The sequence below is a fragment of the Micromonospora sp. CPCC 205546 genome (assembly GCF_036902715.1).
GTDB lineage: Bacteria > Actinomycetota > Actinomycetes > Mycobacteriales > Micromonosporaceae > Micromonospora.
The window spans coordinates 1-21,348 of record NZ_JBAKHL010000027.1; the positions used below are offsets into that span (position 1 = coordinate 1).

At 75.5% G+C, this 21,348-nt stretch carries 18 protein-coding genes; 11 read left to right on the plus strand and 7 right to left on the minus strand.

Annotation, left to right across the window (positions count from 1 at the left end; all coding sequences use genetic code 11):
• The coding region (locus tag V6U77_RS15075; RefSeq protein WP_334606945.1) for an AAA family ATPase at positions 1-1,812 on the minus strand (1,812 nt) is incomplete at its 3' end.
• A 185-nt stretch (positions 1,813-1,997) separates the two neighbouring features.
• On the opposite strand from V6U77_RS15075, the gene V6U77_RS15080 reads away from it, so the two are divergent.
• The 5 genes from V6U77_RS15080 to V6U77_RS15100 all read left to right on the plus strand — a co-directional run bounded on the left by V6U77_RS15080 (position 1,998) and on the right by V6U77_RS15100 (position 10,418).
• A complete protein-coding gene (locus V6U77_RS15080) occupies positions 1,998-4,892 on the plus strand; it encodes a helix-turn-helix transcriptional regulator (RefSeq protein ID WP_334606946.1) in 2,895 nt (964 codons plus the stop codon).
• A gap of 108 nt (positions 4,893-5,000) precedes the next feature.
• Positions 5,001-5,771 (plus strand): DUF5995 family protein, encoded by a 771-nt coding sequence (locus V6U77_RS15085; RefSeq protein WP_334606947.1) that lies wholly within the window; start codon positions 5,001-5,003, stop codon positions 5,769-5,771.
• A gap of 318 nt (positions 5,772-6,089) precedes the next feature.
• On the plus strand, positions 6,090-6,491 hold the full coding sequence (locus V6U77_RS15090; RefSeq protein ID WP_334606948.1) for a hypothetical protein: 402 nt from the start codon (positions 6,090-6,092) through the stop codon (positions 6,489-6,491).
• Positions 6,492-6,576: 85 nt separating this feature from the next.
• Positions 6,577-8,670: an amino acid transporter gene (locus tag V6U77_RS15095; RefSeq protein WP_334606949.1), complete on the plus strand. Its 2,094-nt coding sequence runs from the start codon at positions 6,577-6,579 to the stop codon at positions 8,668-8,670.
• 215 nt (positions 8,671-8,885) lie between these two features.
• The gene (locus V6U77_RS15100) at positions 8,886-10,418 is read left to right on the plus strand and encodes a hypothetical protein (protein WP_334606950.1); all 1,533 of its coding nucleotides are present in this window, start codon (positions 8,886-8,888) and stop codon (positions 10,416-10,418) included.
• Positions 10,419-10,568: 150 nt separating this feature from the next.
• Here V6U77_RS15100 and V6U77_RS15105 read toward each other — a convergent pair whose 3' ends face one another.
• The 6 genes from V6U77_RS15105 to V6U77_RS15130 all read right to left on the minus strand — a co-directional run bounded on the left by V6U77_RS15105 (position 10,569) and on the right by V6U77_RS15130 (position 15,678).
• Positions 10,569-10,700, minus strand: a complete 132-nt coding sequence (locus V6U77_RS15105; RefSeq protein WP_334606951.1) for a hypothetical protein — start codon at positions 10,698-10,700, stop codon at positions 10,569-10,571.
• A 440-nt stretch (positions 10,701-11,140) separates the two neighbouring features.
• Positions 11,141-11,347 carry a hypothetical protein gene (locus V6U77_RS15110; RefSeq protein WP_334606952.1) on the minus strand — a complete coding sequence of 69 codons (207 nt, stop codon included), beginning with the start codon at positions 11,345-11,347 and terminating at the stop codon, positions 11,141-11,143.
• Between the two features lie 272 nt (positions 11,348-11,619).
• Positions 11,620-12,780: a helix-hairpin-helix domain-containing protein gene (locus V6U77_RS30055; protein ID WP_442934436.1), complete on the minus strand. Its 1,161-nt coding sequence runs from the start codon at positions 12,778-12,780 to the stop codon at positions 11,620-11,622.
• A 248-nt stretch (positions 12,781-13,028) separates the two neighbouring features.
• Positions 13,029-14,378, minus strand: a complete 1,350-nt coding sequence (locus V6U77_RS15120) for an FAD-dependent oxidoreductase (RefSeq protein WP_334606953.1) — start codon at positions 14,376-14,378, stop codon at positions 13,029-13,031.
• A gap of 16 nt (positions 14,379-14,394) precedes the next feature.
• Positions 14,395-14,745: a TcmI family type II polyketide cyclase gene (locus tag V6U77_RS15125; RefSeq protein WP_334606954.1), complete on the minus strand. Its 351-nt coding sequence runs from the start codon at positions 14,743-14,745 to the stop codon at positions 14,395-14,397.
• A 123-nt stretch (positions 14,746-14,868) separates the two neighbouring features.
• A complete protein-coding gene (locus tag V6U77_RS15130; protein ID WP_334606955.1) occupies positions 14,869-15,678 on the minus strand; it encodes an AfsR/SARP family transcriptional regulator in 810 nt (269 codons plus the stop codon).
• Between the two features lie 414 nt (positions 15,679-16,092).
• Here V6U77_RS15130 and V6U77_RS15135 point away from each other — a divergent pair, with 414 nt between their 5' ends.
• From V6U77_RS15135 to V6U77_RS15160, 6 genes are all read left to right on the plus strand, one after another.
• Entirely contained in the window at positions 16,093-16,431 is a 339-nt protein-coding gene (locus V6U77_RS15135) for a TcmI family type II polyketide cyclase (protein WP_334606956.1), read from the plus strand.
• Positions 16,428-18,149: an acetyl-CoA carboxylase carboxyltransferase subunit alpha gene (locus tag V6U77_RS15140; RefSeq protein ID WP_334606957.1), complete on the plus strand. Its 1,722-nt coding sequence runs from the start codon at positions 16,428-16,430 to the stop codon at positions 18,147-18,149. Before V6U77_RS15135 ends, V6U77_RS15140 begins: the two co-directional genes overlap by 4 nt.
• A gap of 104 nt (positions 18,150-18,253) precedes the next feature.
• Positions 18,254-18,724 carry an acetyl-CoA carboxylase biotin carboxyl carrier protein gene (locus V6U77_RS15145; RefSeq protein WP_442934437.1) on the plus strand — a complete coding sequence of 157 codons (471 nt, stop codon included), beginning with the start codon at positions 18,254-18,256 and terminating at the stop codon, positions 18,722-18,724.
• A gap of 13 nt (positions 18,725-18,737) precedes the next feature.
• A complete protein-coding gene (locus V6U77_RS15150) occupies positions 18,738-20,117 on the plus strand; it encodes an acetyl-CoA carboxylase biotin carboxylase subunit (protein ID WP_334606958.1) in 1,380 nt (459 codons plus the stop codon).
• Positions 20,114-20,839, plus strand: a complete 726-nt coding sequence (locus V6U77_RS15155) for an SRPBCC family protein (protein ID WP_334606959.1) — start codon at positions 20,114-20,116, stop codon at positions 20,837-20,839. Before V6U77_RS15150 ends, V6U77_RS15155 begins: the two co-directional genes overlap by 4 nt.
• Entirely contained in the window at positions 20,832-21,236 is a 405-nt protein-coding gene (locus tag V6U77_RS15160; protein ID WP_334606960.1) for a cupin domain-containing protein, read from the plus strand. The genes V6U77_RS15155 and V6U77_RS15160 overlap by 8 nt, the downstream gene beginning before the upstream one ends.
• The last annotated feature ends 112 nt before the right edge of the window (positions 21,237-21,348 follow it).

A 21,348-nucleotide genomic window follows, 5' to 3' on the forward strand; every position in this document is an offset into this window, starting at 1 on the left:
CGGCGGACGATCGGCGGGTACGGGCACCGGCGGCACGGGGGCGGCGCAGGCGCCGACGGCGGCCGGCACGGACGTCGCGGCCCCCGGCGCCGGCCGCCCGGTCCGGCGGGCGAACGCGGCCCGCGCCGCCCGCGTCAGCCGGGCGTACGCGACCTCGCGGACCACCGGGTCGGCGACGGCGTACCGGCCGTCGGGGCGGGGGACCAGCAGCCCCGTCGAGGCCAGGGCGCTCAGCACCGGGGCGACCCGCCCGGGCGCCCAGTCGAGCAGGCGCGCCACCGTCGCGGCGGTGACCTCCGCGCCGACGGTCGCGGCGGCCATCAGCACGGCCCGTCGCGCCCCGTCGAGGCGGTCCAGCCGGGCGTCGACCTCCCGGCGCACCGCCTCCGGCACGCCCGGCGACGCGTCCAGCGACGCCACGTACGCGCCGGCCCGTCCCGGATTGCCCCCGACCAGCGGCAGCAGACGGGCGACCGCCGTCACCGGCCGGCCGGCCCGGCCGAGCAGATGGCGCAGGAGCCGTCCGCTCTCCACCGGGCGCAGCGGCGGCACCGCCAGCCGGTGCCGCCGGCCCCGTGGACCGGGCGGCGCGTCCGCCCACTCCGGACGGTGCAGTGCGACGAGCACCAGCGGCAGCGACCGCGCGGTGGCCGCCGCGAAGAGCCGGCGCAGGAAGTCGCCCAGCGCCGCCGTCGCCCGGTCGACGTCGTCCACCGCCACCACCACCGGCTGCCGGGCGGCGAGCCCGAGGAGCACCTCCCGTGCCACCTCGGCGCCCCGGGCCGCCTCGCCGGAGTCGTCCGGCGCGGCCAGCAGCGCCTGCAACGCGTACAGCGCCTCGGTCAGGGCGGCGCGCGGCACCAGCTCCGTGAGGGCGGCGGTGAGCCGTCGCCGTACGGTCGCGGGCGGGTCGTCGTCGCGCAGGCCGGCGAGCCCGCGCACCAGGTCCGCGACGGGTGCCAGGGGACGCGGGTACGGCGGGCAGTGCGCCACGCACCAGCGCACCGGCACCCCGTCCACGGTCCGCACCGCCCGGGTCAGCTCGTGCAGCAGCCGGCTGCGTCCGCTGCCGGCCGGGCCGACCAGCGACAGCCAGCGCGGGCTGCGCTCCCGGACGGTCCGGACGATCAGGTCCCGGGCGGCGGCCAGTTCCCGTCGCCGCCCGACCAGCGGCCCCTCGTGCCGGGCCGGGGCCGGTCGGGCCGTGCCGGTGGCGTGCCACACGTCGACCGGCAGCGCCTTGCCGGCCGGGGCGACCGGCGGCACGCGGCGCTGCTCGATCAGGCCCACGGTGGCGCGGTGGGTGGCCGCGCAGAGCGCCACCCCGCCCGGCGGGGCGTACTCCTGCAATCGGGCGGCGGTGGTGATGACCGCGCCGCTGGCCACGCCGTGCCCGCCGTCGCGCGCCGCGGCGAGGTCCACCAGCGCCTCGCCGGTGGCCACCCCGGCCCGCACCCGCAGGCGCGGCGCGCCGGGCGGCGGTCGCCGGTCGAGGGCACCCTGGATCTCCAGGGCCGCCCGCACCGCCCGGTACGCGTCGAACCCGTCGGACCGGCGGGCCCCGAACAGGGCCATCACCGCGTCGCCGACGTACTTCTCGACCACCCCGTGCCACCGGTGCAGCACCGCGGCGACGGTGCCGAAGTACGCCCGTTGCAGGGCCCGCACGTCCTCCGGGTCGAGCCGGTCGACGAGCGCGGTCGACCCGACGATGTCGACGAAGAGCACGGTGACCAGGCGCTTCTCCTCCGGCACCGGCCAGCCTGCCGACGTGAGGCGCCGCGGCACGGCGACGATGGTGGGTATGGGCATCGCACCCGCCTTTCCCCGCGGTGGCTGACGACGCCTCGGACACTGCCACCGATCGGCGGACGGGGGATCTGCCGAACGACGTATGTCGGGCCTGCGCGAACTTCGGTCGGGATGTCGACGCGGGGAGTACCACAGGCGCGAAAGACCCGTGGAACGGCGCGGGACCTGGGACTAGGCTGCGTGCCATGGCCAGCGAAGTGGACACGGCACCACTCGTCGGCCGGGCCGACCTGGTGACGACCGTACGATCCGTGCTGCTCGACGACGTCAGGCAGGGGCACACCGCCGCCGTCTTCCTCACCGGGGAGAGCGGCGTCGGCAAGACCCGGCTGCTGCGCGAGGTGGGCGCCCGGCTGCGCGACGCTGGCGCCCTGGTGCTCACCGGCTCCTGTCTGGACATCGGCGACGCGTCACCCCTGCACCCGCTGCTGCAGGCGTTGCGTCGCCTCGACGCCGAGCCGACCGGCGCCCACGCGCGGACCTCCTCGGCGGTCCGTGGGCTCCTGCGGATGTTCGCCGAGGAGACCGCCGGCCCGGACGGCGCCGGGGCGCTGCTGGAGCGGGTCTCGCAGGGGCTGCACCTGATCGCCGAGGGCCGGCCGCTGGTGCTGGTGCTGGACGACCTCCAGTGGGTCGACCGCAGCACCCGGCAGCTCCTGCTCTACCTGCTGGCCGGGCTGGGCGACCTCCAGCTGTCCGTGCTCGCGGCGGTACGGGCCGAGTCGTTGCAGGGCGCGCACCCGTTGCGCCGGGTGCTCACGGAGCTGCGCCGGCTGCGTACGGTGCGGGTGCTCGACCTGGCCCCGCTGGACCGCTCCGGCACCGACCAGCTCGCCGCCGTCGTGGTCGGCCGCCCGCTCGCCGGTGAGGCGGCGGAGCTGGTGTGGCGGCGCAGCGGCGGCAACCCGTTCGTGGTGGAGGAGCTGGCCCGCGACCTGCGCGACGGCCGGGACGGGCTCTCCGACACGCTGCGCGAGATCTTCCTGGCCCGGGTGGACGCGCTGCCGCAGCACGCGCACGCCGTGGTGCACGCGGTGGCCGCTGGCGTCGAGCCGGTGGAGCACTGGCTGCTGGCCCGGGTGGTGCGGCTGCCCGAGGACGAGCTGATCGAGGCCGCCCGGGCGGCGGTCGCGCACCGGCTGCTGGTGAGCGCCGACGACGGCTACCGGCTGCGGCACCGGCTGGTCGCCGAGGTGCTGGAGCACGAGCTGTTGCCGGCCGAGCGGGCCGCGCTGCACCGCCGCTACGCCGAGGCGCTCACCGCGGCCCCGGCCGAGCTGCACCAGGCGCGCCTGGCCCATCACTGGCGGCTGGCCGGCGAGCCGGCGCGGGCGCTGCCGGCGGCGATGGCGGCGGCCCGCGAGGCCGAGCGGCTGCACGGCTGGGCCGAGGCGCACCGGCACTGGTCGGCCGCGTTGCAGCTGGCCGCCGCGCCGGGCGTGACGGCGCCGGACGTGGACCGGGTCACCCTGCTCCGGCACGCCGCCGAGGCGGCCCACCACTGCGGCGAGCACGCCCGGGCGTTGGCCCTGCTGGAGGAGCTGGCCGCCGCCGCCGCCGACCCGTCGGCCTGCGCGCTGCACATCCGTCGGGCCCGCTACCTGGCCGCCGCCGGCCGGTCGGCCCCGGCGGAGGCGGAGTACCAGCGGGCCCTGGAGGCCGCCGACTGCACGCCCCGGGAGCGGGCCACCGCCGCGGCGCACCTGGCGGAGCTGCTGCTGCACCTCGGTCGCTACGCCGACGCCGGCCGGCGGGCCCGGGAGGCGCTGGAACTCTCCGCCGAGGTGCCGGGCTCCACGTCGGAGGTGGTGCTGGCCAGCGCCGCGCTCGGCTTCTCCGAGGCCTACCTGGAGGACCCGGACGCCGGGCTGGCGGTGATGCGGCGCGCGGTGGAGATCGCCGAGCGTGCCGGCCGCCCGGAGGACGTGGCGTGCGCGTACCTGCACCTGGCCGAGCTGCTGACCGGCCCGCTGAATGTCCTGGAGGAGGGCGTCGTCGTCGCCCGCCGGGGCGCCGAGCGGGTGGCCGAACTGGGCCTGGGCCGCACGTACGAGACCCGGTTGCTGGCCATCGCCACCAACGGGCTGTTCCGGGTCGGCCAGTGGGCGGAGGCGGAGAAGGTCGTCGCGGCGGCGCTGCGGCACCGGCCCTCCGGCGCGGACGCGGTGGAGCTGCTGCTGGCGCGCTGCCGGCTGTCGGTGGGCTACGGCGACATCGAGGCGGCCGACCGCGACCTGGACGCGGTCGCCACGGTGCTCGCCGGCGGCGGGGCGCGGCACGTGATCCCGTTGCTCACCCTGCGGGCGGGGCTGGCCATGTGGCAGGGCCGCCACGACCTGGCCCGGCAGACGGTGCAGCGCGGCCTGACCGAGAGCCGCTCCGACGACGTGGGCATCCTCGCCGCGCTGGTCTGGCACGGCCTGCGGGCCGAGGCCGAGGCGCACGCCAGCCGCGTCGTGCCCGTCGACCCGACGGCGGTACGGCGGCTGCGGGAGGTGGCCGACCGGGTCGCCCGCAAGAGCGAACACGCCGCCCGCCCGGTGCGCGACGTGGTGGACGGCTTCCTGGCGCTCTGCGCCGCCGAGGTGAGCCGCCTCGACAGCAGCGATCCGGAGCTGTGGGCCCGCTCGGTGGCGCAGTGGGACCGCCGGCACCACCCCTATCCGGCGGCGTACTCGCGGCTGCGGCAGGCCGAGGCGCTGCTGGCCCGGCGCAAGCGCAGCGCCACGGCGGCGAAGCTGCTGCGGCAGGCGTACGAGGTGGCGCAGGGGCTCGGCGCGGCGCCGCTGACCGCGGAGATCCGTACCCTCGCCGGTCGGGCGCGGGTGTCGCTGGAGGAGCGCCCGGCCGCGGGCGGCCCGACCGTCGGCGCGGACGGCGACGAGCTGGCGGCGCTGACGGCCCGGGAGCGGGAGGTGCTCGCCGCGGTCGCCGAGGGGCTGACCAACCGGGAGATCGGCCAGCGGCTGTTCATCAGCGAACGCACCATCGGCGTGCACGTGTCGCACATCTTCGACAAGCTCCAGGTCCGCACCCGGGTGCAGGCCAGCGCGATCTTCCTACGCAACCGGCGCGGCTGACGCACGGCGGGGATACGTCGTTCTACTGATCCGGCCGACCACCGCCGGCTGGCAGTGTGTGCTGCGTCGCCGACGGCACGGGGTGCCGGGAACCGCAGTGGAGGAGAGATGGCCGAACCGGTATGGGGGCCCGTGCATCGGGACGTCGTCGATCTGCTCGCGGACCATCCCGCCGATGTGCCGGCGGTCGTCGACCACCTCACCAAGCTCCAGGACATGCTGGTCCGGCTGCCTCCGTTGGAGGCGAGCTGCCCGCTGGCCGACTTCAACCGGCTGTACCTGACGATCACCGAGAGCGTGCTGAACGGCCTCTACGACGACCGGTTCGCCGATCCGGTGTTCCTGTCCCGGCTGGACGTGGAGTTCGCCGCCCGCTACTTCGACGCGATGCGGCTGTGGACCGACTCCAGCCCCGGCACGCCGAAGGCGTGGTCCTGCCTGTTCGAGCGGATGCGGGGCCCGGACGCCCGGCCGCTGCCGTCGGCGGCCGCCGGGGTCAACGCGCACATCAACTTCGACCTGCCGTTCGCGCTGGTGACCACGTTCGACAGCCTGGAGTCGGAGCCGGTGGACGGCACCGACCAGCACCGCGACTACCTGGAGATCAACAACATCTTCGCGGACAAGATCCCCGGGCTGCGACGTGGCTACCTGGAGCGGTGGCAGCTGCTCATCGACATGCTCAACGGCGACATCGACGACTGGTACCAGGGGGAACTGGTCGAGTACACCCGCGACGTCGCCTGGCGCAACGCGCAGAAGATCTGGCGGTGCCGGCACGACCCGGCCGCCCACGAGTGCGAGCGCGCGCGGTTGGACGACACCGCCGCGGCGCTCGGCCGGCTGCTGCTCTCGCCCCTCGGGGCGTTCCTGCAGTAGCCGTGACGGGGGGTCCCCGCGCTGCGCACCGGCAGGCGGAGCGCGGGGACACGTCCCCGGTGGGCCGGGGACCGGTCCGTCGGGGGCGCGGGCCCGTGGTGGAGGGGCGTCACGACCGGCCGGGGGGTACGCCGGGGCGGGGCGCAGGGTTCGCGGGGCCGGCCGGCCCGGGGGGTGTCGGCCGGCCCGCACGGGGTACGCCCGCGCCATGAGTGACCCGGCCCGTCGGCCCGCCGCCCGACCCCGCCCCCGTCCCACCGCCCCGTCCCGTCCCGCCCGACCGGGCGAGGCGCGCCGTACCGGCCGGGGCGGTGCGCGATGACCGGCGAGGCGAGCCGGTTCGCGTTCCGCTTCGACCCGCTCTTCCGGCCTGCGCTCGCGCTGATCGGTGTGCGGCCGGCGACGGCCTGGGTCGACGTCGACCGGGCCGAGCTGGTGGTCCGGTTCGGCCCGTGGCGGCTGCGCACGGCCCGGCGCAACGTCGTCGGCGTCGCCCCCACCGGGCCGTACCGGTGGTGGCGGGCGATCGGCACACGCGTCTCGCTGTCCGACGCCGGCGTCACCTTCGCCAGCAGCACCGCCAGCGGACTCTGCCTCCGCTTCGCCGAGCCGGTGCCCGCCGTGCTGCCCGGCAGCTGGGTCCGGCATCCCGGGGCGACGCTCACCGTGGCCGACCCCGACGCCCTGGCCCGGGCGTTGTCCGCGCCCCACGGCGACTGAGCCGTCCCGGCTTCACCGTTCCGGCGGGCGGCGCGCCGGCGACCGCCTACGGTCGGGTCAGGACCGCCGAGGGTGGGGACGGGACATGCGGGACGAGCACGGGCCGAGGCCGCGACGCACGCGTGGTCGCCGGCCGCCGCCCGCCGGGCCGCCACGGGACCTGCGCGCCGCCCGGGACCCGACCCGGCCCGGCGGTCGTGCCGGGCGCCCGGTCACCGTCCCGGAGGCACAGGCCAGCCCCGCCCGGCCCGCCGCGCCGCTGAGCCCGCTGCGGCGCTGGCTGTTCGCCCACCGGGTGCAGCCGGTCGGCCCCGAGGCGGCGGAGGGACAGGCCCGCTCGCACCCGTGGTGGCAGGTCATGTGCCTGACCGGGGTGGACTACTTCTCCACCCTGTCGTACCTGCCCGGGATCGCGGCGGTGGCTGCCGGGGCGCTCTCCCCGCTGGCCACCCTGCTCATCGTCGCGTTGACGTTGTTCGGCATGCTGCCCATGTACCGCAGGGTGGCCCGGGAGAGCCCGAACGGGCAGGGCTCGGTGGCGATGCTGGAGCGGCTGCTGCCGTTCTGGCGGGGCAAGATCTTCGTGCTGGTGCTGCTCGGTTTCGTCGCCACCTCCTGGATCATCACGATCACCCTCTCCTCGGCCGACGCCACCGTGCACCTGCTGGAGAACCCGCACGTGCCCGAGGGCTTCGGCGGCACGGGCGTCGCCGTCGGCGTCACGGTCGTGCTGCTGCTCGTCCTCGGCGGGGTCTTCCTGCTCGGCTTCCGCGAGGCGGTCGCGGTCGCCGTTCCGCTGGTCGCGGTCTTCCTGGTCCTGAACGCGCTGATCGTGGCCGACGGGCTGGCCGGGATCGCGGCGGACACGCGGGCACTGTCGGACTGGACCGCCGCGTTGACCGCCGGTGGCGGCCCGGGCGAGGTGGCGCTGACCGCCGTGCTGGCGTTCCCGCTGCTGGTGCTGGGGCTCTCCGGCTTCGAGACCGGGGTGAGCATGATGCCGCTGGTGGCCGGGGCGGGCGCCGACCGGGAGGCGCGGCTGGCGGCGCGGATCCGCAACACCCGCCGGTTGCTCACCGCCGCCGCGCTGATCATGTCGGTGTACCTGGTCTCGACCACCCTCGTCACCACGGTGCTCATCCCCGCCCGGGAGTTCGAGCCGGGCGGGGCCGCGAACGGCCGGGCGCTGGCGTACCTCGCCCACGAGCGTCTCGGCGAGGGGTTCGGCACCGTCTACGACGTCAGCAGCGCGTTGATCCTCTGGTTCGCCGGCGCCTCCGCGATGGCCGGTCTGATCAACATCGTGCCCCGCTACCTGCCCACCTACGGCATGGCGCCGGAGTGGGCCCGGGCCGTACGGCCGGTCGTGATCGTCTACACCGTCGTCAGCGTCGCGATCACCCTGGTGTTCCGGGCCGACGTCAACGACCAGGCCGGGGCGTACGCCACCGGCATCCTCGCGATGATGGTCTCCGCCGCCGTGGCGGTCACGATCTCCGCGGCCCGCCGCCGGCAGCGCCTGGCGGCCGTCGGCTTCGCCGTGCTCACCCTGGTCCTGCTGTACGCGCTCGCCGAGAACGTCATCGCGAAGCCGGACGGCATCGCCATCTCCGCGCTGTTCATCTTCGGCATCGTCGTCGTCTCGCTGGTCTCGCGGGTGAGTCGCACCACCGAGCTGCGCACGGAACGGATCGAGTTCGACGAGCCGGCCCGCCGGTTCATCGCCGAGTCACTCGCGCACGACGGCCGGCTGCACCTGATCGCCCACAAGCGGGCCGCCGGCGCGGTCAAGGAGTACACGGTCAAGGAGCGGGCGCAGCGGGGGATGAATCCCGTGCCGGGCGAGGGCGACATCCTCTTCCTGGAGATCGAGGTGGTCGACCCGTCGGAGTTCAGCCAGGTGCTGCGGGTGCACGGCGTCGAGGTGGGCGGCTTCCGGGTGCTGCGGGCCGCCAGCCCGGCCGTCCCCAACGCGATCGCGGCGATCCTGCTGGCGCTGCGCGACGCCACCGGCGTACGCCCGCACGCGCACTTCGAGTGGTCGGAGGGGGATCCGCTGGCGCACCTGCTGCGGTACCTGATCCTCGGCCGCGGCGACACTCCGCCGGTGGTGCGGGAGATCATCCGCAAGTCCGAGCCGGACCCGGCCCGTCGGCCCGGCATCCACGTCGGCGGCTGACCGGTCGGTGTTGCGCCACGTCGCCGTGGGGCCGTCGGGTCCCGGGTCCCTTCCTCTTTCGCCCTCGCCAAGGCGAATAATACGTTTATTCATGTTCGCCGGACTTGCCCGATTAGCGCCCGTAACGTGACCTTCGGCGGCTGTCGCGACGTCAGCCGTACCGCGTCCCGTTCGACGCGGCCGTGTCACGTACGCGCGAGAGGCAGGGAAGCCTGATGACGACGTATCAAGGAGACCGGCGGGCGGCACCACCCGGGCGGCGGTCGCGGTGGTTCCTAGCCGGCGGTCTCGTGGCGGGCAGCCTGGTGGCGGGGGCGGCCGGGCTGGCCGGTGTCGCCGCCGTGGCCGCCGACCGGGTCGCTCCCACCGCCGCGGACGCGCCGTCGATGGCGCTGCGGGCCGACGACCAGTCCGGGGAGCGCCAGGCCGTCGAGGACCGCGACCAGGCCCGCGAGGAGCGTCGCGGCGGCAAGCCGGAGGGCCACCCCGGGCGCCGGGGGCAGGGACAGCGCCCGGAGGTGGCGGTCCCGTGCGACTCCGCGAAGCTGATCTCGGCGCTGGTCCGGGCCAACGCCGACGGCGGCGCCGACCTGCGGCTCGCGTCGAAGTGCACGTACGAGCTCACCCACGCCTTCCAGCAGCCCGACGACTACGACGGCGGCATCCGCGACGCACGGGAGGCCGCCGACAGCGCGGAGAACCCCGGCGACGCCGAGGCGCCCCCGCGCGATCCGCGGCACGACCGGGCCGGGCTGCCGGTCATCTACCACCCGATCGCGATCCGGGGCGAGGGCGCCACCATCGTCCGGGACGTGCACGCCGAGGCGTTCCGGTTCTTCACCGTCCGCGACGGCGGGGAGCTGACGCTCTCCGACGTGCTGCTGCGCAACGGTCTCTCCGCCGCCGAGGGCGGCAGCATCCACGTCGTGCACGGCGCGTCCGCCGTGGTCGAGCGCACCACCATCGTGGGCAGCACCTCCCTGTCGGCGGAGGGGGGCGGCGGCGGGATCTTCAACGACGGTCACCTGGTGGTCAGCGGGAGCACGTTCGTCGACAACCACGCCGCCGGCACCGCGGGCAAGGGCGGGGGCCTGCTCAACGGTGGCGTGATGAGCCTGCAGACCTCGCAGTTCCGCAGCAACAGCGCCGTGGCGTACGGCGGCGGGCTCGCCAACTACCGGGGCGCGGCCGAGGTGCGCTCGAGCACCTTCGCGCACAACAACGCGGCGCAGGGCGGCGGCGTCGCCAGCTTCTCCGCCCGTACCCGGGTCGCCGACACGAAGGTGGTGGGCAACACCGCCCAGACCGGCGGCGGCATCGCCAACTCGGACGCGTTGATCTTCCTGCGCGGCCTGGAGGTACGCGACAACACCGCCACGGGCAACGGCGGCGGCATCTCCACCTTCCAGGGCCTGCTCCCGCTCGACGACAGCGTCGTCTCGGGAAACACGGCGCGGGGCTCGGGCGGCGGGATCCACGCCCAGAAGTCGAACCTCCTGGTGCGCCGCAGCGAGGTCGAGCGCAACCACGCCGTCGGCGCGAAGTCCACGGGCGGCGGCATCTTCGCGACGCTCGGCCAGGTCTCCCTCTACTCCAGTCGGGTGGCCGGCAACGTCGCCACCGTGAAGCCGGGCGGCCTCTTCGCCGACAAGGCCCGGGTCAAGGTCGACGACGAGACCGACATCATCGACAACGAGCCCACCAACTGCGAGGGCAGCCGGGTGCCGGTCGCGAACTGCTTCCGCTGAACCCGGCGGGCCGCCCCGACCGGGTGGCCCGCCCGATGCGCCGACGCATCCGGCCCCGTCCCGCCGTCACCGCGGGCGGGGCCGGACGCGTCGGCGTGCGCCCGTGGACGGGCCGGGCGCCCCGGGTGCGTGTCGTGCGGTGCGGCCGGCTCAGCCGAGGGCGCGCAGCCGCGCGGTGAGGTCGCCGGCGAAGAAGTCGAGGAAGCCGTCCGGGTCGGGGCCGGCGTCCCGCAGCACGACGTGGTCGTAGCCGGCCTCGGCGTAGGAGCGGACGGCCCCCACGTGACGGTGGGGCAGGTGACCCCGGTGGCCAGGCCGATCAGCTCCTCTTCGCCGCGATCGCCCCGAGCGCGCTCGAAGCCCACCTGCTCGGCCCGGACGGCCTGGCGGATGATCTCCTGGTTCCGCAGCGGCAGCGGCACGACGATCCCCGGAAACCCAGCCTCCTAGGATGCCGTACGCGGGGTGTGGCCCGCCACGACCACCGCCCACCGGTGCGCTCGGACGCGCGTCCGGTCGGCCGGGACGACGCGGAGCCGTCCGGGGATCGGACGGGGCGGGACCGACATCGCCATGCCCTGACCGCGAGCCGCCGGCGACAGCGGTGGGAGAGGCGGCGGCGCCGACGACCGGCACGGTGCGCAGCGGGGGCGCGCCGCGAGAGGCGCCCGGACACGGCTCGGCCCGCGCCCCGTGGGGGCGCGGGCCGGGGGACGGGGGTCCTACTTGGACGGCTGGGGCAGTTCGCAGTCGACCTTCGGGTTGGCCCCGATGTAGTTGAGCGGCCCGGCCACGATGGTCACCAGGATCGTGCCGGCCTCGGCACAGTTCGTGTCGTCGTTGTTGTAGTAGCCGCGTTGCCCGGCGGCGACCGCGCCGATGATCAGCCATATGACGAGCAGTACTCCGAATATCGACGTGCCGCGCATCGCTGCCTCCGCAAGGGTGTGTGGTGGATCGAGGTGCTGCTCGTTGTACCCAATCGCGGTGAACGGCTAACGGCGTCGTCGCCGAGCTGCCGACGGTCCGGCGGACGCAACGGACGGGCCGCCGGAGAGAAGACCGCGTCGCACCGCCGGACCGTGCAGGGCCGACAGCGCGGCGCCCCTCGTACGGGCGCCGCGCTGTCGGCGACGGTCGGTCGTGCGGTGGTGCCGTCCCCGAAGCCGAAGGCAAGGGCGGGCGACCGGGGCGGCGCCGGTCACGCGTCGGTGCCACCCACGGGGGCCGGCAGGGCGGTGGCCGCCTCCTGCGGAGCGCCGGCGAGCACCTTCGCCTGCTGCGGCCAGGTGGCCAGGCTCGGCGCGCCCCGCAGCCCGGCTGCCCGGATCGTCTCCCGCAGGGCGGCCTCGTCAAGCTCCGCCAGCTGCCGGTACGTCCGGATGCCGGCGGCCTGCAACGCCGCGGCCATCTTCGGGCCCACGCCCTGGATCCGCCGGAAGTCGTCGGCGGCGTCGGAATCGCTCGCGTCCGGGGTGGTCACCTCGCCGCGGGGCGACGGCACGACCACCGGCTCGGCCGGTACCTCGGCCGGCGTCTGCTCCGGCTCGGCGGGTGCCCCGACAGCCGTGACAGGTTCGTCCGCGGTGGCGGCCGCCGGGGCCGGCTCGACGGGCGTGGTGCGGGTCGGCTCCTCCAGGATGGCGCGGGTCGGCTCCGGCTCGATGGGCGTGGCGCGGGTCGGCTCCGGCTCGGCCGGGATGTCGGCCGGCTCCGGCTCGACGGGAGACGCGGCGGTGGGGAGGGACTCCGGCTCGGTCGGGGTCAGGGGCGCGCTCGCCGGCGACGGGGTGACGGCGGCCGGGACGGGCTGCGCCGTGGCGGTGGGAACGTCCTGCGGCTCGGTGGCCGCGGTGGGCTCCTGCGCGGGTCGGCGGTCGACGGGGCCGGTGACCTCGGCCGCCACCGGCAGGACGAGCTCGTGGTCCGGCCGGGCGTCGGTGGCGGTGTGCTGCGGTGCGGGGTCGGTCTCGGGCGCCGGCACCGGGTCGTCGGTCAGCGCCATGTCGGCCGGGTCGACCTCGTCGGTCCGGGACGCGTCGGCCGTGACGACCGTGGCCGGCGCGGCGGTGGCGGGGTCGGCGTCCGCGGGGGCCTCCGCCCCGGGTGCGGCGGGGACCCGGTCGGCGACCGCGTCCGGCGCGTGGTCCACGGTCGCGGCTGGCCGTTCTTCGTCCAGGGTGGCGACGGGAGGCGGATCGACCACCACGGCGGTCATCCCGGCGACCGGGTCACCGTCCACCATGGGGGAGTCGTGCGTGGCGGCCGCCGCGTCCTGCCGACCGCGCCAGAACCAGCCGCCCGCCACACCCACCACGAGGGCCACGATCAGTATCAGCCAGTGCCCGAAAGACCACGCCACGGCAAACCTCCCTATCGTTCACGTTTGGAAACCCGCGAGAAAAACTCGCCGCAGCTTCGCACACGCCGGATGTCGCCGGCCGGCAGGACCGGACGTTCACCGTGGCGGTGGGACGGTCCGCACCGGTGGTGTCCGGTGGGCGACGCAGGGTCGCCGTCCGCACGTCGCGGCCGGTGCCGGCGCACCCGACGGGCCGGTACGCGGAAGACCCCGGCGCCCGTGGCGGCGCCGGGGTTCCGGTCGCACGGTCAGTCCTCCTCGCCCCGGTAGCTGTAGAAGTCGTCGACGAAGCGGCGCGCCAGCCGTGGCACCCGGCTGGTGACGCCGAAGTAGCCCCGCGCGCCGAGCAGCGCGAGCCGGCCGACGACCGGCTTGTACATCCGGTCGTCCCCGCTGGTGCCGCTGCGGTTGAGCGAGTCGGCGACCCGGGCGAAGCCGTACGGCACCATCGCGGCCTCGTAGTCGGCCACCGCCTGCAGCAGCGTCTTGTCGCCGGCCGCGGCCTGCCGCAGTTGCCGGCAGAGCAGGGCGGCGTCGCGCAGGGCCGTGTTGGCGCCCACCCCGCGTCCCGGCGTCATCGTGTGGATGGCGTCGCCGAGCAGCGTGACGGTGCTGCTCTTCCAGGGCGGCACCGGTTCGCTGGTCACCACCTTGATCGGCAGGGCGCTGCCCGGGTCGCTGCGGGCGAGCAGCTCGCGCAGGCGGGGGTGCCAGTTGCGGGTGAGCCGCAGGGCGAGCAGGACCAGGTCCTCGCCACGGCGCTGCATGACGTCCGCCGGGAACCGGCGGGCCGTGCTCCAGACGACGAGGTTGATGTTGTCGCGGGTGTTGTCGTGGCGCAGCCCCGGCCACCCGCGCAGCAGTTCGGCGTCCGCGGGGTCGACGCCGGGCTTGAGCGCCCCGTCGCGGTCCCACTTGAAGTCCATCACGTGCAGCACGCCCATCATCCCGCCGGTACCGAAGATCAGCGAGATGCCCTGTTCGATCCGCTCGGGCAGCAGCCCCCGGGTGTGCGGGGTCAGGGGGATGCGGGTGGCGATGTTGATGGTGCCGGCGTCGCGGGTGACCGCGTGCGGCAGGTACTGGCGGCGCACCGCCGAGTGCGTGCCGTCGGCGGCGACGAGCAGGTCGCCGGTGGCGGTGCTGCCGTCGGCGAAGTGCGCGGTCACGGAGCCGTCGTCGTGCTGGTCGTACCGGGTGAAGGTCCTGTCGAAGTGGACCACGTCCTCCATGCCGGTGAGCAGGACCTGGCGCAGGGTCATCCGGGCCACGGACCGTTCGGTGTTCACCGGGTCGGTGTCCGGCCGGAGCGTGAACGAGGCCGTGCGCCGCATCCCCTGGGTGATGACGTTGAAGTAGCGGGGGGAGCGGGCGCAGGTGGCGAGGTAGACGTCGAACAGGGCGGGGGGCAGGCACTCGCGCAGGGCGCGGCTCCCGGTCGGTCCGATGCCGACCCGGTAGCCGAGCAGCCCCTCGCCGCGGGTGCGGTACCGCTCGTAGACGGCGACGCTGACACCTGCCCGGCGCAGGCCGTGCGCCAGGCAGAGCCCGCCGGTGCCGGCCCCGATGATCAGGACGTGGGGTGGTCTGGACGACATGGCGACAGCCCCTCGTTCAGCCGGCCGGCTGCGACGACGACGCCGCGTCGGCGGCGTCCCACCGGTAGAAGCACCCCGCGATCGCGTCGCGCGGCGAGCGCCAGGTCGGCAGGTACGGCGTGGTGTGCGCGGAGAGCCGCTCGTTGACCTGGCGGTAGAGCGGGTGGTTGCGGGCGTCGGCCAACGCGTCCGGGTCCACCTCGGCGGTCTCCATGAGGTGTACGTACAGGTCGTGCAGGCAGTACAGGGATCGATGACGGACTCCGGTGAGGGCGGGTAGCTCGGTCGCGTCGGACTCGGCGAAGATCTGCGCCACCCGACCCTCCGCGCCCGGGATGATCCTGCTGACGATCAGAAGACGGCTCATGGGACCCCTCTCGCCGGTGGTGCTCCGCGACCATGACGGAGCCCACGGACTGTTGTGCGGCCCACCGTGCCCCGGCGACTGTCACCTGTCCGTCACACCCGTCGCCGCGCCGGTGACGCCGCCTCAGCGCGCCCGGGGCGCGACCCGGGTGGTCGGTGTGTGGCCCGGCCCGGCCGGGGTGCCGCGGGTGGCCTGCCGGATGGGCGCGAGGGTGTCGTCGAGCAGGGCGGTCATCGCCGCCGACGGCTCCAGGCGCAGTTCCCGCAGCAGCAGGTCGCGGTAGACGTAGAAGGCGTGCACGGCCTCGAAGGCGTTGCCCTCGGCGAGGTGGATGCGCACCACCAGCCGGTGGGGCGTCTCGCGTAACGGCTCGGCGGCCATCGCCTCCAGCGCGGCTTCCAGCGCCGCGCCGTGGCGACCCGCCGACAGGTGCTGACCGGCCAGTTCCTCCAGCATGTGCAGGCGCAGCTGGCGCAGCCGCTCCCGGTCGGCCAGCACCCAGTCGTCGTACCAGCCGGGCAGCAGGTCGTGCCGGCCGGCGGCGAGCGCGGCGACGGCGCAGGGGTCGTCGCCGTCGCGTACCCTCGCCGCCGTGCCGACGAGCGCGTCGACGTCGACCCGGACGACCGGGCCGAGGGAGACGGTGTCGCCGGAGGTGATGATCGGGCAGCACGGGTCCTGTCGCAGCCGCCACAGCGCGGTACGCAGGGACGACAGCGCCCGATCCTCGGGCGCCTCGGGCCACAGCAGGCCGGCCAGGTGGCTGCGGGTGGCGCCGGGGCGCAGGCCGATCAACGCGAGGACCCGTTGCAGGCCCCGCGGCACGACCACCGGCGCGTCGCCGTGCAGCAGCCGGAACCCGCCGAGCAGGTGCAGGGAGATCTCGCCGTCGTCACGGCACCCGGTGGTCGGCGGCGACGGATCAGCGGCCACGGCGGCACCCCCTGCGGAACGCTCGTCCCGACTCGTCTGCTGTCCCCGGCGCGGCTGCCCATGACCCCACTGTCGGCGCTCCGCCGCGGCACGGCGTCGCACGCCGCGGCCGCCGGGCTGACCGTGACGAAGATTATCAATCGTGGTCACTCTGGGTCAATGTCTTGTGCGGGATCGCGCTTGCCTGCCGGTGTCCACGAAAACCCTTTCGAACTGCGGATAGTCCACTGAGGCGATCGGCATCGCACAGCGGATGCACACCAAGCGTCAACGCAGCGTCACGACGGCTGCGTCGCCGTCGGACGGTCGCCGGTGACGCCGCCGTGACGCCGGTGGCCGCATCGTGTCGCCAGTCGTCCGGCTCGGCCGGTGCCCTCGTCACCGGCGCCGGATGCCGTGGAGGGAGGCCCGCCCATGGAGCGTTCGCTGATCGTCGCGAAGGTGGTGCCGAGCGCCGAGGCGCGCGTCGCCGAGATCTTCGCCGAGTCCGACGCGACCGAGCTGCCGCGCCTGGTCGGCGTACGGCACCGGTCGCTCTACCGGCTGGGTGACCTGTACGTGCACCTGCTGGAGACGGAGACGTCGGGCGGGACGGCGGTCGAGGCGGCGCGGGGACACCCCGAGTTCGCCCGGGTGAGCGCCCGGCTGCGGCCGTACGTGTCGCCGTACCTGCCGACGTGGCGGGAGCCGCGCGACGCCATGGCCCGCTGCTTCTACCGCTTCGACGCCGCGCCCGTCGGTCGGTCGTCGTGACCGCCACCGCGCCCCGGCAGGGGCAGCCCTGGTCCCGGTGCGGCGGCTGCGCCACCCTGCTGTACCGCAAGCGCCTGCGGCGCAACCTCGACGTCTGCCCCGAGTGCGGGGCGCACGCCCGGGTGGACGCACCCGAGCGGCTGCTCCAGCTCGTCGACCCGGGGTCGTTCACCGCCCTGCCGGACCGGCCGGCCGGGGACGACCCGCTCGGCTTCGTCGACGTGCTGCCGTACCCGCACCGGCTCACCGCGGCCAGGGTCGGCACCGGGCTTCACGAGGCGGTCGTCTGCGGCACCGCCACGCTCGGGCGGCACCCGTGCGTGCTCGCCGTGATGGACTTCCGGTTCCTCGGCGGCAGCCTGGGCTGCGTCGTCGGGGAGCTGGTCACCCTGGCGGCCGAGCGGGCCCTGGGCGACGGGATTCCGCTGGTCCTCGTCACCGCCTCCGGTGGGGCGCGGATGCAGGAGGGCACCCTGTCGCTGATGCAGATGGCCACGGTCAGCCAGGCGATCGCCGCGCTGCGCGAGGCCGGCCTGCTCACCGTCAGCGTGCTCACCGACCCGACGTACGGGGGCGTGGCCGCCTCGTTCGCCACCAACACCGACGTAGTGCTCGCCGAGAGCGGCGCGCGGATGGGCTTCGCCGGCCCCCGGGTGATCCGGCAGGTCACCGGCCGGGACCTGCCGGAGGGCTTCCAGACCGCCGACTTCCTGCTGCGGCACGGCCAGGTCGACATGGTGGTGCCCCGGCACGCCCTGCGGGGACGGTTGGTGGCGCTGCTCGCCGCCGCCCGCGCGGGCCGCCGCCCCGCGTCCCGTGCCGGCGTACCCCGTCAGGAGCCGTCGCCGCTGGTGGCGCGCCCGGCCGGCCGGGCCGTCGCCGCGACGGCGCCGGGCCCGGGCGGCGACGCCTGGGAGACGGTACGGCTGGCCCGGCACCCCGGCCGTCCGACCACGCTGGACTACCTGGAGACGGCGTTCGACGGCTTCGTCGAGCTGCACGGCGACCGCCTCGGCGGGGACTGTCCGGCCGTGGTGGGCGGCCTGGCCCGGCTCGACGGCCGGGCCGTCATGGTGGTCGGGCACCAGAAGGGACATACCACCGCCGAGCTGGTGGGGCGCAACTTCGGCATGGCCAGCCCGGCGGGGCACCGCAAGGCGCTGCGGTTGGTGCGGCTCGCGGCCCGTCTCGGCCTGCCGGTGGTCACGCTGGTCGACACCCCCGGGGCGGATCCCGGCGTGCGGGCCGAGGAACAGGGCCAGGCGGCGGCCATCGCGGAGAACATCCTCGCCCTGACCGTGCTGCCCACCCCCGTCGTCGCCGTGATCACCGGCGAGGGCGGCAGCGGTGGGGCACTGGCTCTCGCGGTGGCCGACCGGGTGCTGATGCTCCAGCACGCCGTCTATTCGGTGATCAGCCCGGAGGGCTGCGCGGCCATCCTCTGGCCGGACCGGGGCGCCGCGCCGCAGGCGGCCCGTGCCCTGCGGCTGACCGCGCCCGACCTGTGCCGGCTCGGGATCGTCGACGACCTCGTCCCGGAGCCCGCCCCGGCCGCCCACCACGACCCGGCCGGCGCCGCCCGGGCGCTGCGCGAGGCGGTGCTGGCGCACCTGCTGCCGCTGCTCGACGTGCCGCCCGCCACGCTGGTCCGCCGCCGGCGGCAGCGCTTCCGGAGCTTCGGCGCCGCCCGTCTCGGTGCCCGGGCAGGTGCCCGGTGAGCGCCGGCGGGATCCGGGCCGCCGTGCCACCAGCGTCCAACCCGGAGCCGGTGCCTGAGGCTCGGCCGGTGCCTGAGGCTCGGCCGGTGCCTGAGGCTCGGCCGGTGCCCGAGGCCCGGTCGGCGCCGCAGGAGGCGGGGCACCGCGTGGACGTCGTGCTGACCGGGCTGCGGCGGCACGCCGGGCACCTCGTGGCCGAACTGCCCGGCCCGCTGCGGCGGATCCGGCTGCGCGGCGGCGACACGGTCCTGGAGGTGGAGTGGCACGCCGCCCCGGCCGGGACCGCCCCCACGGCGAGCCCGGTACCCCCGTCGACCGACGCGCCCCCGCCGGAGCGGTACGCCGTGCGGTCGCCCATCGTCGGCACGTTCCACCGCGCCCCGGAACCGGGTGCCGCGCCCTTCGTCGCCGTCGGCGACCTGATCCGGCCCGGGCAGGTCGTCGGCGTCGTCGAGGCCATGAAGCTGATGAACGAGGTGACCGCCGACCGGGGCGGCCGGGTCGCCGAGGTCCTCGCCGCCGACGGCCAGCCGGTCGAGTACGACCAGCCGCTGGTCGCGCTGGATCCGGAGTGAGGGGCGGGCCGCGATGTTCGAGAAGGTGCTGATCGCCAACCGGGGGGAGATCGCCCTGCGGGTGCTGCGCGCGTGCCGCGAGCTGGGGGTGCGTACGGCGGTGGTCTACTCCACCGCGGACGCCGACTCCGCCGCCGTACGCCTGGCCGACGAGGCCGTGCGGATCGGGCCGCCGCCCAGCCGGCGCAGCTACCTCAACGCCGCCGCGATCGTGGAGGCGGCCCGGCAGGTGGGCGCGCAGGCGGTGCACCCCGGCTACGGGTTCCTCTCCGAGGACGCCGACTTCGCCGAGATCTGCGCCGACAACGGCCTGACCTTCATCGGCCCGCCACCCGAGGTGATGTCGGTGCTGGCCGACAAGTCCTCGGCGCGGGCGTCGATGCGCCGGGCCGGGCTGCCGCTGCCGCCGGGCAGCGTCGCGCCGGTGCCCACCGCCGCCGCGGCGGCGGAGGTGGCCGCCGAGGTGGGTTACCCGGTGATCGTCAAGGCGGCGGCCGGCGGCGGGGGCCGGGGCATGACGGTGGTCGCCACCGCGGCGGAGCTGCCCCGGGCGTACGCGCGGACCCGGGCCGCCGCCCAGGCCGCCTTCGGCGACGACCGGGTGTACGTGGAGCGGTACCTGACCGGCGCCCGGCACGTCGAGGTGCAGTTGCTCTGCGACTCCCACGGCAACGGCGTGCACCTGGGCACCCGCGACTGTTCGGTACAGCGCCGCCACCAGAAGCTGGTGGAGGAGGCGCCCGCCCCGGCGCTGTCGGCCGGCACCGCGGAGGCCATCACGGAGTGCGCGCTGCGCGGGGCCCTGCACGCCGGCTTCACCGGCGCCGGCACCGTGGAGTTCCTCGTCGACCCCGACGAGCGGTTCCACTTCCTGGAGATCAACTGCCGGATCCAGGTCGAGCATCCCGTCACCGAGATGATCACCGGAATCGACCTGGTGCACGAGCAGCTGCACATCGCCGCCGGGGTGCCGCTGCGCTGGCGGCAGGAGGACATCCGGCCGCACGGGGTGGCCGTCGAGTGCCGGGTCAACGTGGAGGACCCGGACCGTGACTTCGCGCCGACGCCCGGGCGGCTGGACCGGTTCGTCCCGCCCGGCGGCCCGTTCACCCGGGTCGACACGCACGGCCACGCCGGCTACCTGTTCGGCCCGCACTACGACTCCCTGCTGGCGAAGGTGGCGGTCTGGGCGCCGGACCGGGAACTCGCGCTCAACCGGCTGGAACGCGCCCTCGACGAGTTCGACATCGCCGGCCCAGGGGTCCGCACCACGATCCCGTTCGTCCGGCGGGTGCTCGACGACGCCGGGTTCCGCAAGGGCCGCTACTCCACCGGCCTGGTCGAGCAACTGCTCGCCGGTCCGCCCGACGCACACCACAGGAGGCACCGATGACCGTCACCCATGGCCGTCCGCTGACCGCCGAGATCACCGACATCCTGGTGGCGAACTGCGGGCTGGACGCCGACGCCGCCGCCCGCGCCCCGGCCGCGTCCCTGGAGGAACTCGGCATGGACTCGCTGGCGCTGCTGGAACTCTCCGCCGTGGTCGCCGACCGGTGGCAGGTGCAGATCCCCGAGCAGGCCGGACAGCTCAGCATCGCGGGCGTGGCCGAGCTGGTCGCCCGCGGCGCCGGGACGCCCGGACACACCGAGAACAGCATCCTCATCGCCGCGCCGCTGCCACTGGTGTGGGACGTCACCAACGACGTCGCCAACTGGCCGGAGCTGTTCACCGAGTACGCCCGCGCGGAGATCCTGCACCGCGACGGCGACACCGTGCGGTTCCGGCTCACCATGCACCCCGACGAGAACGGCACGGTGTGGAGCTGGGTCAGCGAACGCACCGCCGATCCCACCACCCGGCAGGTCGACGCCCGGCGGGTGGAGACCGGGCCGTTCGAGTACATGCGCATCCACTGGCGCTACGCCGAGGAGCCCGGCGGGACCCGGATGACCTGGGTGCAGGACTTCGCCATGAAGCCCACCGCGCCGGTGGACGACGCGGGCATGACCGACCGGATCAACGCCAACAGCGCGGTGCAGCTCGCCGTCATCAAGGAGAAGATCGAACGGCTGGCCGGCGTCGAGCGGGCGACGGGAGCCGGCGATGAGTGAGCACGCCCTGCGGCTGGTCGCCGCCGCCGAGGTCGCGCCGGACAGCCGCCGCGGCGGCGAACTGCGGGTGCTGCTCGGCCCGAAGACCGTCGGCAGCACCTCGGGCTTCATGGGGGTGGCGACGCTGCGCCCGGGCGAGCGGATCGCCGAGCACTACCACCCGTACAGCGAGGAGTTCCTCTACGTGGTCCGGGGCGCGATCACCGTCGACCTGGACGACGAGCCGGTGCCGCTGGGCGCCGGAGAGGCGCTGTTCGTGCCGCGCAACGTCCGGCACCGGCTGCGCAACACCGGTGAGGAGCCGGCCGAGGTGGTCTTCCACCTCGGACCGCTGGCGCCCCGGCCCGAGCTCGGGCACGTCGACACCGAACTGGTCGAACAGCGGGGCGGATCGTGAGTGCGAGGAGTGAGCCGGGGTTGCGAGCCCCGCAGTCGCGAACTGAGGTGGCGTCGTGAGTGCGAGGAGTGAGCCGGGGTTGCGAGCCCCGCAGTCGCGAACTGAGGTGATG